The following is a 13,666-nucleotide window of genomic DNA, read 5'->3' as shown; positions in this document are numbered from 1 at the left end:
CTTTGGTGTCGGCATCACTTGATGCCGGAATGCGCCATCGTAGCAATCACTTTGCCCTGCAAAATAATGAAAACGATCAGATTCGGAACGAACATGATGAGTGAGGCAACGGCCGCTGCGCCCTGCATCGCCACGTTCCCCGCCAGGTTGTTCGTCAGCGTCGATAGGAAGAAGGCGAAGCTCTTCATCTCATCGTCCAGCATGAACAGCGAAGACGTCTCGACATTGCCCCATGAGTTCTGGAACGCAAGAATGGCAACCGTCGCAATGGCAGGCATACAGACCGGAATGACGATACGAATGAATACAAAGAACTCGTTCGCTCCGTCGATTCGCGCCGCCTCCAGAAGCGCATCAGGAATCTGGTCGATGAACTGCTTGAGCAGAAATACTCCGATCGGCATCGCCAGCATCGGCAGCAAATGTCCGAAATACGAGTTCATAATGCCGAGATTGCTGACGACCAAATACCGTGGAATCTGGATCACTTCCGGTGCGAACATAAGGGTGAGCAGAATCGTCGAGAACGCGAGCTTCGCCCCGGGAAACTTATGCTTTGATATCGGAAAGGCGCATAAGGCGCTTACGCCCGTCACGAAAACGACTGCCAGACCCGATATGAAGACGCTATTGAACAAGTAGCGGATCATCGGCACGGTTGATCTGGAGGTTACCGACAGCAGTTCGTTCATATTTTGAAAGGACGGCTCTCTCACGAAGAAGGCCGGAGGGTAGACGAACAGCTCATGGTACGGCTTGAATGCATGGTTGAAAATATAGACGATCGGCAGCAGCATGAATACGGACATCACGATCATAAGCAGCGTCAGCAGCTTCTGAAAGCCGTCCATCGCCTGCAGCCGCGAGCCTTTCCATCGCAGCCCAAGAAGTCGTTGCACCATTATTCATCCCCCTTCGAGCCGAACAGACTCCAGCTTAGTTTATTGGAAGCATACATAAGCAGCAGCAGAAATACCGATATAGCCGCCGCATACCCCATCTCGAAGCGGATGAAGCCGAAGTCGTCGATATGGTTAATGATGAGATGCCCGGCGTAGCCCGGCGTCGGATTGACGCCGGACAGCTCGACGCCGATGGCGCCTGTCTTGAAGGTCGTGACGATCGCCATAACGGCGCCGAACAGCATTTGCGGCTTCATTGAAGGGATCGTAATATACCAGATCTCTTGCAGCCTGCTCTTCATGCCGTCGATCTTGGCCGCCTCGTAATAATCGCGGTTAACGTTTAGAATGCCGGCAAGCATGGCGAGGAAGCCGACACCCATGCTGGACCATAACGTAACAACGATCATCGAGTTCATGAGATAAGACGGATCGGTTACCCATAGCTTCGGCACGTCGATCAGGCCGAGCCGCAGCAGGACGCTGTTAAGATAGCCGATGCGGTCGCCAGTGAGCATCGGAAGCCAGACGATCGACATCGCAATGCCGATCGTGAGCGATGGGGTGTACATCGCAAGCGCAAACCATTTGCGCAGCTTGCCAGGAAGTTGCGAGATAAGCCAAGCTAGCAGGAAAGCGGCGATGTAGCCGCCTGGCCCGACAATAATGGCGAATTTGAACGTGTTCGGTAACGCATACTTGAGGAAGAGTAAGTCTTGCGATATCAAATATTGAAAGTTCTGCCACCCGATGAAGCGCGGGCGTCCGATCGCGTTGAAATACGTGAAGCTTAGAACGATAGCCGCTCCAACAGGTACGACAATGAATGCGGCGAAGCAGAGCATGAAAGGAGCAACGAATAAGTAACTAAGGCGGAACGACCATATTTCCGATAGCAGCCGGGCCAACTTGCCTCTGCTCCTGCGGCGCTGAGCCGCTTCAAGAGCCGCGATCTCCTTCGTTTGCGCAGCGTCAGCGTGAGGCGCTTGCTCAGATGGCGATGGCGAGGCAATTACTCCGGCCTCGCGCGTTATCCCTGCACTTGTCAGATTTGGAGCGGTCTCCAGCTCGGGCGAAGCTGCGGTCGACTGCGGAACAACCGCAACGCTTGCGCCGGTTCCTTTACCTGACATATTCGTCCACTCCTTCCCACGGCTTTTCGATGTGCGGGAAGTCCAGCGTCTTCAGCGGCTTGCCCGTCTCGTCGATAAATCCGAATTCCTGCTGTTTGCGGCGCAGCTCGCGATTAATGTCCAGAATCGCCGTCTCGAGCGACGCGCGGTAGTTCATTCCGTCAATGACGGCGCGAATCCATGCATTGTTAAGCTCCCTGCCCATGAAGTAGCCGCCTGGCGGATTCGGCTTCTCCTTATACCATTTCCACTGCTCCAGAATGACGTTGGCGTCCTCGGTCTTCCATGGCAGCCTTACGAACGCCTCTACATTTGACGTATTCCAACGAAACGAAACGCCGTTGATCGATTCGAGGTCGGAGCCGTAACGCTCCTGCGTCTCCGTGCTGATCCACCATTTCATGAATTGCCACGCCTCATCCTTTTTGTTCGAAGCTTCGAAGATGACGCCCGTCGTCTGATCGCCGGCCGCCCAGCGGCTGATCGTCCCGTCCTGCTCAGGCATGCCCGGAATAAGCGCGATGCCCCAGCGGCCATTCAGCTCGGGAGCTGCCGCTGCAAGCTGCACGTACATGTTGTAATCGGCGATGCCGATCGGCATCGTTCCCGTCCGGAAGTGCTGATAGAAGCTCGGTACTTGCTTCTCGAGCGCATACGTATTGAACAGATCCGTCCATTGCTTGAACGCCTTGAACCCTTCTGGCGAATCAAGCGCCGTCGCGAAGCCGTCCGGCTCGAAGAACTCGACCCCGTTCTGATAGATGAACGGCAGGAACATTTGCGGGTTAACATAGAAGTTCATGAAGTTCTGCTGGAGCGTCGGCAGCATATCATACACATCCTGCCAGGTCTGCGGAATGTCGAGGCCTAACTCTCGCATAATATCTTTGCGATAGTAGAGCACTTGGAACGACTGCGTCTCCGGCACGGCGTAGTAGCCTTTGTCATAATATAGAGCTTGCCAGGAGCCGGGACTGAATCGTTCATATACTTCATTGAAGTCCGGGAACTCGCTAAGATCGTACACGCTGCCCCGAATCGCGTAATCGACCGGCAAATCCTGCGACAAACCAAGCGCCACATCGGGCTGCAGGCCTGCCGCATTGGACATGACGAGCAACTCCGCGTTCGGCAGCAGATTGACCTTCACTTTAATGCCCGTAGCCGGCGTGAACAGCTCGTCGGTCAATTCCTGAAGCTGCGTCACGTAGTCTCTGCCCCGCTGCACCCATACGTTAAGCTCTTTGTCGTCCATATCGCTCAAGCTCTCGCGAGAGTTGAACGAATAGGCGAAGTTGGCAAGCAGACCAACGCCTTTGTTCGCAAGCGATGCCGTCATATCGGGAAAAGCCTGCTCCACTGGAACGATGTAGATCTCATCGAGCAGCAGCGGCTGCTTATACAGGTTAACAACGAAGTTATTGATTTTCTCATCAATCGAAGTAATCTCATCGATATGGTAGGGAATATCATCAGGCGTAGCCAGCAGAGAACGAATATCGGAGGCGGAGGATCTGAAGCCTTCGCTCGCGCTGTCCTTGCGCCCGTTCACTTCGGCCATCTCATCTGCGAGCACGTCGAGATTCCCGGCTGCGACCTCCAGCCGTTCCTTCAAATCCGGCAAGTCGCGATCGATCTTCCACGTCCGATTACGGTCCAATTGGCCGCCGGTTAGCGACTTCAAATCTTGATCAACCGTGCGCAGCAATGCGCTTAAGTTCTCGATTCCTCTTACAATCGGACTTACCGTCGAATGGGTTAGAGCAAGCGATAGCGTATGCGTCCCTTTCTCCAAGTACAGCTCATACGGCTCGCCCTCGTCACCCGATAGCACCGTTCCCTTCCACGAAGCCGCGTACGGGAAGCGATAAGTTAGAAACGCATCGAACGGCACTTTGCCGTCGATCAATATCGTACGGAACGACGCCTTCTGCGAGAAACGGTTTTGAAGCGTCCGCAGCGCGATTTTGTACAGCCCCGTCTCGGGAACTTCGAACGTCCATGCAATCTCCTGATTGGGCCAATCCCAGCTAACGCCGCCGACCGTATTGTACGTAATGCGCCCCTTCGCCAGCGGCTTCGTCCTCCTGTCTCGATCGTACATCATCTGGACGGAAGCATCGTTCTTGCTCGTCATCTGCTCTGCCTGCAGCGTAATTCCATTGACGGCAGCAGGCTCGCTTGACGGATAAGCATCGGCTACTTCCTCGTAGCTAGGCAACGTCTCAGGCGGCAGCAGCGCAATCGTATTTAGCGCAACCGGCTCATAACCTTCGAAGCGCAGCGTGTGCTTGCCTTTCGTGAAATGCCATTGCAGCGGGCCGGCGTAGTTAGCGCCGGAATCGATGAACGGCATCGTCGACCACTCGGATATGTCCACCGAGGTCGGCCTGATCTGGTCACCGTCATCGTTGACCTGCGGCAATCCTTTATCCTTGAACTGACGGTATAACGTAATTGAAGATGCTTCGCGGAACGGCCTCGTTCCGTCGATCGTCACATCCCATACGATCGGTCTTGTATACCCTTTGCCGAGCAGCGGATGGTAATCGGCGAAGACCGTATACAAGCCGTCCTGCTCCACGTCGAACGTATACTCTACCCAATGCGTATCGGTTGATTCCCAGATGAGCACATCGTTCTTGCCCTCGTAATCGCCTTTGTAGATAACCGAACGATCCGATCGGCCGGAAGGAGTGGCCGCCTCGATCACAATGCTACGATCAGCCGGCTTCACGCCTTGCTCCTCCAGACCTTTGAGCACTTTCTCGTAATATGGCTCAAGATCGGCCGCTGCAAGCGAAGTATCCTCCCATTCGACGAAGCCGGAATCGAAGCTGCTCAGCTTGAACGGACCGGCATCTACCGTGGCAGTCGCACTGGACGTCCATGCGACAAAAAACAATAGCAGCACGACTGCCGCCCCTATCGGAAACAGCAGCTTGAACGTCTTAGAATGAATGATGGCGCGCAGCATCAGGCAGCACACTCCTTTCCGCCATAATTAGATCTTAAATCGCACTCCGCTGTCGGCATCGAAGAACAGCGCCTTCGACATATCGGGAACGATGCGAATGTTTTCATTCTCCTCGCAATGGTAATAAGCGTTCACTCGTACGACGAGCAGCTTATCCTGCCCGATATCGAGATGGAGGAAACGATCCGCTCCCATAAGCTCGCTGACTTTGTACGCGCCTGTAATAATCGCATCCGAGAACAGTCCCTCGAGCCCGATGTTCTCCGGGCGAATGCCAAGCGTCACGCGCTTGTTCACCTTGTTATGGTGAACGAGTACGCGCGCAGCCTCTTGCGGAATCGGCAGCAAGAAGCGCGATGTCTGGAACTGAAGCTTTCCGCTGCCCGGAATGTCCTCGACGATCTTGCCTTCTATAAGATTAATTTGCGGAGAGCCAATGAAGCTTGCCACAAATGTGTTATTCGGTGTCGTATAGACTGTCTCCGGCGTATCGATCTGCTGAATGACGCCGTCCTTCATGACGACGATTCGATCAGCCATCGTCATCGCTTCTATTTGATCATGCGTGACGTAAATAAACGTCGTCTCCAGCGTCTTATGCAGCTTAATGATTTCCATCCGCATCTGCACGCGAAGCTTCGCGTCCAAGTTCGATAGCGGCTCATCCATAAGGAACACTTGCGGATCGCGCACGATTGCGCGCCCAAGCGCGACGCGCTGGCGTTGTCCGCCGGACAACTCCTTCGGCTTGCGGTTCAAATACGGTTCAATCTCGAGCACTCGTGCCGCGCGCTTCACCGACTGCTCGATCTCATGACGCGGCAGCTTGCGAAGCCGCAGACCGAAGGCGATATTTTCGAATACCGTCATGTTCGGGTATAGCGCGTAATTTTGGAATACCATCGCAATATCGCGATCCTTCGGCGGCAAGTCATTGACGAGTTGATCGCCTATGTAAATCTCGCCTTCTGAAATATCTTCAAGTCCTGCAATCATGCGAAGCGTCGTCGACTTACCACAGCCGGAAGGACCGACGAAGACTAGAAACTCCTTATCCTTAATATCGAGGTGAAAATCGTTCACGACCGTTTGCTTATCCTTGCCGTATCTTTTGTACAGATGCTCGATGCGAATACCTGCCACAAGCCCACCCCCTATATTTCAATAAAACGAAGGGGGCATCCGCAATTAAGGAGACGCCCCTTCCTTACCATGAGTTGCTTATTGCGTCTTGCCGAGCGTTTCGAGCTCTTTCTCGATCGCTTCTTGCGCCGTTCGGAGCGCCGTATTGACGTCTTGGCCGCCTAAGGCAACGTTTTTGGCAGCTTCATTAATGAACTTGCGCACTTTGCTTTCGAATTTATGGGGACGCACGACGCTGCGCGGCTCAGCCTTGAAAATATTCTCGATCTTCTTGCCGGCAAGCACCGGGATATCAGCGCCATATACTTTCTCCCAAGCTTCGTTCTCGACCGTCGGCACGCGTCCGCCTCGCGACAGCGTCTCTTGCGATTCGTCGGACAATACGTTCGCAATCACATTGAACGCCTCTTCCTTATGCTTGCTGGACTTTGTCACGAACAACGAGTGAACGTTGATCGCTTTGCCCGTTCCGAGATTTTCGGTGAAGTTCGGGAACGGCGCAAAGTCCCAATTCAGCTCCGTGCCTTGCTGGCGAAGCTCCTCAAGCGGGCCGAGTAAATGCGCGATGTTATAAGGAAGCATCGCAAGATTTTGTTCGTTGAAGAAAATGTCGTCGTCGTTCGCATATTCGAATCGGCCGTCTTCGCCGATATAATTTGGCACCTCGTAGCTTTTTTTCAATGTCTCGAACACCTTTTTCCAGCCGTCCGTTGTCACGTCTGCCTTGCCGGTAACGGGATCGACGATGTTCAGATCAAGTCCTGTGTTTATGTTGGTAGGTCCGAATAAGTCAATGCCGATGTAGTTGACGCCGTTATCGTTTCTCGTCACTTGCTTGCCAAGCTCGATAAGTTCATCCCATGTCGATTGATCATCCTTCGGATACGACACCCCGAATTTATCGAAAATATCTTTATTGTAGAACAATACCGGCAAGTTTATGGAGAACGGAATGACCGACAGCTCGTTTTCCGGCGAATATTTGGTAATCGCATCCAGAACAGCCGGCTTCAGGCGGCTTAGATCGACTCCGTTCTTGTCTACGTACGGCTTCAGGTTCTCGACCAGGTCCAGATCCTTGTAAGTCGTAGAGACTGCCGACGTCGATGCGAAAATAATGTCCGGCACGGTGCCCGCTGTAATGAGCGGCTCCAGCTCCACATCCTCCGGCGCGTCTACCCATTCAAGCGTAATGTTCGGGAACTTCTTCTTCGTCGGCTCTACGAGAAACTTCTGAAACTCGGTTTCGGTTACCGTAATGCCGGCTCGCAGCACCTTCAGCGTAATCGGCTCCGTGCTGACTTCCTCGGTTTTGTCCGCGTCCTTATTGACAGCAGAGCTTTGATCATTGCCATTAGTCGCTGACGGCTTATTGCTCCCGCCCGAAGCGCAAGCAGCGAGCGATGTCGCAACGACCATTAAACTAATGAGAAGAACAACAAACTTTTTCATTCTTAAAAACCCCCATTTTTTCATTTTCGCAATTTGTGGACAAATAAAAAGAAGACGCACTTCGATTCGAAGCGCGTCTCCGTTTATACGGTCGACTACACATTTCCAATAATTCATATTGTATTAGTTGGTTTTAAATTAGGCTAATGATAGCATCCTGCATGCTTCTTGTCAAAGCCTTTTTTTCAAACAAAAAATCCGCTACCGAGGCTTTGTTCGCGTCAGTAGCGGATATCCTCACATGCTGCTGTTCACTAGCCTTAGTTCAATACGAGATCGCATGCTTCTTCCGGCATCCAACGCTTGTCTTTGCCTTCCCACTTCACATTGCAGCCGATTGGATTGGTCAGCGGAACCGCTACCTCGCGACCTGCCAAATAATCGTTAAGCGCATTTTCCAAATCATAAGACGTAATTTTCTCTGCATCCTTCGGTGAATCGACCGCGCGGCCCGTGTAGATCAGCTTGCGCTCTTGATCGAATACGTAGAAGTGCGGCGTTCTTAGCGCGCCGTATGCGAGCGCCGCCTCTTGCTTCTCATCGTAAACGTATGTCCAAGGAAAACCATGCTCCGCAATCCGTTCGACCATTTTCTCATACGAGTCGTCCGGATACGCCGTAACGCTGTTGGAGCTGATGCCGACGAACGATACGCCCTGCGGCGCGAACTTCTCAACCGTTGTACGCGTCACTTCATCCGAGCCCTTCACGAACGGACAATGATTAGCCGTGAAGAAGACGACCAGCGCTTTCGAATCGGCGAAATCCGCTAAGCTGTAATGCTTGCCATCAGTAGCCAGCAAGTTAAAATCCGGCGCTTGCTCGCCAATTTGTAACGTAAAAGCCATAAATACGTTCATCCCTTCTGTTATGAAATGAAATAAAAAAAGGAGACACTCCTTTGGTAGGAAGGTGTCTCCGGTTGACCGGTAGCCTGTGCTAATCCGATAATAACACATTATCCCTACCTGTCAAGTATGTTTTAGTATTCATTTATGCAGACTTGTATTAGGATTTTGTCGCCTCAGCGTCTCCAAGTCTTTGTCGATTTTCTCCTTCGCCGTCCGAAGCGCCGTATTAATATCGACGCCTCCAACCGCGATATCTTTAGCAGCATCGTTAATATACTTGGTAATCTTGCTCTCATAAATGTTCGGCTTATGAATTTTGCGCGGCTCGGTCTTGAAAATGTTCGCGATCGTCTTGTCCTTCAGTACCTCGATGTCCGCTCCGTACTCCTTCTCCAGCTCCGGCAGATCGAGCACCGACACCCGCCCGTTGCGCGTTATGATCCGTTGTACTTCCTCCGACAACATGTATGCGATCACCTGGTAGGCTTCATCCTTATGCTTGCTCGCTTTCGATAGCGTAAGCGTATGAACGTTGATCTCGATGCTTGTGCCAAGCGCCTCCTCGAAGTTCGGGTGCGGAGCGAAATCCCAGTTCATCGTAATGCCCTGCTTGCGCAGCTCCTCAAGCGGTCCTATGAGCTGAGCGAGATTATGCGAATAGAGCGCCAAGTTCTGATCGTTGTAGAAAATATCGTCCTTGTCCGCGTATTTGTACGTATCGTCCGTACCGATGAAACCCGGAATGCTGTACAGCTTCTTCAGCGTCTCGAACACCTTCACCCATTCGGGCGAGGTTACTGCCGCCCTATTCGTAGCAGGATCGATAATATCGAGCGATAGTCCGCTGGCGAGTCTCGTCGGCTGCAAATCGATGCCTATATAATGGACGCCGGCATCCGCTCTTGTCAGTTGCTTCGCCGTATCAAGAATTTGATCCCAGCTTTGTACCTCGGTCGGATAAGGTACGCTGAATTTATCGAAAATATCTTTGTTATAGTAAATGACAGGCAGATTGACCGAGAACGGCACCTGATTGCCGCCGCTCTTCAGCTCGATCGATTCATTCACGCTCGGCTTGATCCGCTGGTCGTCATAGCCGAACTTCTCCTTATACGGAGCAAGCTCTTCGGCCAAGCCCGCCTCCTCGATCGCGGTATAAGAACCTCCGAAAATAATGTCCGGGATGATGCCCTGCGTAAGCAGCGGCTCAATAGGATCGCCCTCCGGCACATCGATCAGTTTTACTTTAATATGGGGAAACTTCTTCGCGATCGGCTCATTAAAATATTTCTCGACCTCTGTAGCGGTAAGCGTCACACCGCCCCACTTGAATACGAGCAGCTCTACGTACGCTAGCGCCTCTTTCTCCGCAGCAGCCGGCGCAGGCGTCTTCTGCGTCCCTTGCGCGCATGCCGTTACCCATACGGCAACGATTACGATTACAATCGATGACAACCATCTTCCAGCCTTTATTTTACCCATTCATCCATGCACTCCTTTTGGCTTCAAAATAAATAACAAAACGGAGGCATACTTCCTGCTAGGAAGTACATCTCCGTCCGAACGGTCGAACCCGTATGCTTTTTACTTATACCCAAGTTTTCCTGTGGTATTTAATATAATTTCTAACAAACGGAATTGTCAACTATAAAAATTATGCTTGACCTTACAAAACTTACGATGCTACGATAGTTGTCATAAATTCCTACCAAACAACTATGAATAATATTATTTAGTTTCATAATCGACCGTTCTAACGGAGATGCACGATACTCGTGCTTCTCCGTTTTTTTGTGTAATTAAGGGAGGTGATGACAACATGATTGAGCTGGTGATCGCTGAACGCTGTATCCAATGTGGACTTTGCGTGAAAGCATGTCCCACGAACGTATTCGATGCGGATGACAATGGCTTGCCCTATATTGCCCGGCAAGAGGATTGCCAGACCTGCTTCGTATGTGAAGCACATTGCCCGGTGGATGCGTTATACGTATCGCCGCAAGCCGATGTGCAAGATGCGGTAGACGAAGAGCAGCTTATCGCTTCCGGCCTTCTCGGCAGTTGGCGCGCAACGATCGGCTGGGGACCGGGGCGAACGAAGCTCGCATCCGTCGATACGACAGAATTTATCAATCGGATCTTGCCGCCTCGTCCGGCAGGACCGAATTAATGGAATCGAATAAGACGACCAATCAGAGAGGGGCCTCAAGCCATTATGAAACTTCGTATGCTTACTGTTATTTCCATAACTTCTATTTTGCTTGTTACCGGATGCTCGGCTAAGAGCAGTTCATCCGGCGGGCAAGCTGCGAATAATCCCCAAGATGCTTCGGCTGTTGCCCAGACCGATAAGCCGAAGGAAGAAACTCCTGCCGCCGCAGAGCCTGTTACACTATCCTTCTATGTCGGCGGCGGCACACTGACCGATACGGAATTCAAACTGTTCTTCGAGGATCCGGTGAAGAAGAAATTCCCTCATATTACGCTGAGCCTTGTTAAGCCTGCCGAAGGCGTTACCCCTGCGGAGGTGCTCACTTCAAGCGACGTTCCGGACATCGTCTACTTGACGAGCGGATCCTATCACGCTTTCCAGGATCTTGGCGTTATGGAAGACTTAACGCCGTTCATCGAGAAATATACGTTCGATACGAAACGCCTCAAGTCGGTGCTGCTGGATACGATTATCAACTTCTCCAAGCAAGGCGAAATCTTTACTCTGCCGTTCTCTTCGAATCTCCCTTCCTACCTCTCCTCGTTTGTTCATTCGTTCGCCCTCCTAACCTTTAGCACAAACCTCGCCGATAAAGGGATTTCGAGCTACTTCCTCTTGTTAAACACTTCGACATACAGGGGCAGTCGCCAGAAGCATCCGTAGCATCGAGTCCAGTTTGGGGCAACGAGAAGCAAGGATGGTCCGACAAGCCTAATGATTGCTTGGGCTTCGGAACATCCTTGTTTAGTAAGAGGATCGATATGCTGCTGAGGTCGGTGTCAATATTATTTGCGTCTGGATTGCAAGGCGTTAGATGCTTGAGGCGTGTCGTAACGCTTGCGCTCCGAGCGCTCGATTTGTACAATTCGGCCGTCATGCACCGTGATGACGATCGAACCGTACTCCGTTCCGTCCACCTGTGCTTTGACACGCTTCAACCACTCGTCCGTCACTACAAACGGTTTCCCCATAAGCTATCCCTCCTGACAATAATGGATATCATCTATCTGCCGCCTATTGTTCCGCAGCCGATCTTGCCGGCCTAATCGTTCTCAAAATTGGCGTCGTATCATAAGAGGCCATCGATACTTTACCGTTCGAGCCGAAACCGATCGCCGCTCGCCAACTGCCGAGCAGTCCCTTGGCGATAAGCTCCTCCTCGTCCACTTCAACAGTCAGATCGGCATGATGGGCAACGAATAACGCATCCGCCGGACAATAAGCTTCGCACATGAAGCAAGTTTGGCAATCTTCCTGCCTCGCGATAATCGGGATGCCGTCCTCACCGCTGTCGAACACGTTCGTCGGGCATACTTTGACACATAGATTGCACGAAATGCATCGCTCCGCGCTTACAAGCTCAATCATAACCTAGCAGCCTCCTTCACAATGACTGGGGGAATGACGTCATAGGTCCGCGAAGGTACTTGCTCCGGCCGTATTGCAATATGCTCAATCCCCGATAATAGCAGCCGATGCGACAGCGCAGGGTTTAGTTCGGGATACTCGCGAAGCCCGTGCATTCCTCTCGTCTCCTTGCGGGCGAGCGCAGCCGTGTACATCCAACGGGCTGTTGCGACCATGGCCGCCGTCTCCCGAGCTCGTACTCTACCTTGAATCGTCTTGGGAACAGACCCTTTAACGGCGGGCCATAACGAATGAAGTCTCTTCAGCGAAGCTTCCAGTACCGGCTCGCTTCTAAAATAGTTAATATCAAGCGGGAATACTTCCCGCTGTACTTGCTCAACGATTGCCTTCGTATCGATTGTCTCGGCGGATTGTGCGTTACGCTCCAAGCCGTACGCTCCGGCTAGACGCAATTGCCGCACTCTTGCTTCCTTGCCTTGAGCGAGCGCATAATCGGCTGCTCCCTTCCCTGACCAAGTTCCAGATGCGATAGCCCACGATGCGTTATACGCGCCGCCACCCGAGCGAGCTCCGGCCGTCTTCTCCCGCGACGCTGCATCGCCAGCCGCGAACAGCCCAGCAACGGTAGTCGAACAGTCATGACCGACAAGCCTTAATCCGCCTGTCCCGCGAATCGTCCCCTCGTAACGCATCGTTAGCGGGAAACGCTGCGTGAATGGATCAATACCGGCGCGATCGAAGGGCAGAAACCATACGGGAGTAGAAAGCCTTAAAATACGGCGTTTCTCCTCCGTATCCGCATGATTAAGCACGGCATACACCGGTCCCTTCAACAGCTGCTTCGCCATAAAGTCAGATTCGCGAGGCCCGCCTTCATGCAGCACATGCCCTTCTTCATCGTAAAAGGTTGCCCAACCGAGCATTCGGTTACGGGTAATCGTGCCGAACGCCGCCGTTGTCGCATACTGTCTGCTGAACTCCATCCCGGATAGATCGGCGCCAAGCTCGGCCGCCATCAGCAAGCCGTCACCTGTCTGCACATTGCAGCCAAGCCCTTTGCTTAGGAAGGCACATCCCCCCGTCGCGATGACGACAGCATTAGCGCGAACCTCCCACACGTTGCCATCCAACCGGTTAATACCTCTTGCTCCTCCGACGCCATGCTCATCGGTCAGCAGCTCCTGCGCGGGACATTGATCCAATATGCGGACGCCCGCCTTCAAAACGACCTTACGCATAATTTGCATATATTCCGGCCCTTGCAGATGAGCTTTGAACAGATTGCCGTTGCCGTCAAGCGGGAAGCGATACCCCCATTGCTCCAGCAGCTCAATATTTTGGTAGGCTTGTTCCATCAGACGATGAATCCACGGCGCCTCCGACAAGTAGCCTCCGCCTTCCAGGCGATCCTCCACCGCCTGCTCACGCTTTTCCTGATTAGGAGGAACGTACAAGAAATTCGTTCCGCCGGGAGCGGTAGCGCCGCTCGTCCCCAAATATCCTTTGTCGACAAGCACCGTCCGAGCGCCATGCGAAGCCGCGCTCCAAGCGGCCCATGCTCCCGCCGGTCCACCGCCGATGATAAGAACATCCGTATCCAGCTTAACCGCAGCCTTTTCGATTCCCAT

12 protein-coding genes are annotated in these 13,666 nt (G+C 52.6%); 2 read left to right on the top strand and 10 right to left on the bottom strand.

What is annotated here, in order from left to right:
* Window positions 1-14: 14 nt before the first annotated feature.
* From J2T14_RS12450 to J2T14_RS12420, 7 genes are all read right to left on the bottom strand, one after another.
* Complete coding sequence (locus tag J2T14_RS12450; RefSeq protein WP_307471194.1) at window positions 15-902, bottom strand: carbohydrate ABC transporter permease; 888 nt, start codon at window positions 900-902, stop codon at window positions 15-17.
* Window positions 902-1,936 carry a carbohydrate ABC transporter permease gene (locus J2T14_RS12445; protein WP_373458155.1) on the bottom strand — a complete coding sequence of 345 codons (1,035 nt, stop codon included), beginning with the start codon at window positions 1,934-1,936 and terminating at the stop codon, window positions 902-904. The genes J2T14_RS12450 and J2T14_RS12445 overlap by 1 nt, the downstream gene beginning before the upstream one ends.
* Before the next feature lie 88 nt (window positions 1,937-2,024).
* Window positions 2,025-5,012, bottom strand: a complete 2,988-nt coding sequence (locus tag J2T14_RS12440; protein ID WP_307471189.1) for an extracellular solute-binding protein — start codon at window positions 5,010-5,012, stop codon at window positions 2,025-2,027.
* Between the two features lie 27 nt (window positions 5,013-5,039).
* Window positions 5,040-6,155: an ABC transporter ATP-binding protein gene (locus tag J2T14_RS12435; protein ID WP_307471186.1), complete on the bottom strand. Its 1,116-nt coding sequence runs from the start codon at window positions 6,153-6,155 to the stop codon at window positions 5,040-5,042.
* A 78-nt stretch (window positions 6,156-6,233) separates the two neighbouring features.
* A complete protein-coding gene (locus tag J2T14_RS12430) occupies window positions 6,234-7,607 on the bottom strand; it encodes an ABC transporter substrate-binding protein (protein WP_307471184.1) in 1,374 nt (457 codons plus the stop codon).
* A gap of 260 nt (window positions 7,608-7,867) precedes the next feature.
* A complete protein-coding gene (locus J2T14_RS12425; RefSeq protein ID WP_307471182.1) occupies window positions 7,868-8,455 on the bottom strand; it encodes a thioredoxin family protein in 588 nt (195 codons plus the stop codon).
* A 141-nt stretch (window positions 8,456-8,596) separates the two neighbouring features.
* Entirely contained in the window at window positions 8,597-9,940 is a 1,344-nt protein-coding gene (locus tag J2T14_RS12420) for an ABC transporter substrate-binding protein (RefSeq protein WP_307471180.1), read from the bottom strand.
* Between the two features lie 337 nt (window positions 9,941-10,277).
* Here J2T14_RS12420 and J2T14_RS12415 point away from each other — a divergent pair, with 337 nt between their 5' ends.
* Window positions 10,278-10,628: a 4Fe-4S dicluster domain-containing protein gene (locus tag J2T14_RS12415; RefSeq protein ID WP_307471177.1), complete on the top strand. Its 351-nt coding sequence runs from the start codon at window positions 10,278-10,280 to the stop codon at window positions 10,626-10,628.
* 45 nt (window positions 10,629-10,673) lie between these two features.
* Entirely contained in the window at window positions 10,674-11,333 is a 660-nt protein-coding gene (locus J2T14_RS12410) for a hypothetical protein (RefSeq protein ID WP_307471175.1), read from the top strand.
* Between the two features lie 122 nt (window positions 11,334-11,455).
* Here J2T14_RS12410 and J2T14_RS12405 read toward each other — a convergent pair whose 3' ends face one another.
* From J2T14_RS12405 to J2T14_RS12395, 3 genes are read right to left on the bottom strand one after another with little or no spacing between them, the layout of a single operon-like run.
* Window positions 11,456-11,641, bottom strand: coding sequence for a YezD family protein (locus J2T14_RS12405; protein ID WP_307471173.1), 186 nt, complete (start codon window positions 11,639-11,641; stop codon window positions 11,456-11,458).
* A 43-nt stretch (window positions 11,642-11,684) separates the two neighbouring features.
* Window positions 11,685-12,038 carry a 4Fe-4S dicluster domain-containing protein gene (locus J2T14_RS12400; protein WP_307471171.1) on the bottom strand — a complete coding sequence of 118 codons (354 nt, stop codon included), beginning with the start codon at window positions 12,036-12,038 and terminating at the stop codon, window positions 11,685-11,687.
* Complete coding sequence (locus tag J2T14_RS12395) at window positions 12,035-13,666, bottom strand: FAD-dependent oxidoreductase (protein WP_307471168.1); 1,632 nt, start codon at window positions 13,664-13,666, stop codon at window positions 12,035-12,037. The genes J2T14_RS12400 and J2T14_RS12395 overlap by 4 nt, the downstream gene beginning before the upstream one ends.

Source organism: Paenibacillus harenae (genome assembly GCF_030812415.1).
GTDB lineage: Bacteria > Bacillota > Bacilli > Paenibacillales > Paenibacillaceae > Pristimantibacillus > Pristimantibacillus harenae_A.
The sequence above is the reverse complement of the archived record's forward strand: the minus strand, read 5'-3'. Positions and strand labels throughout refer to the sequence as shown.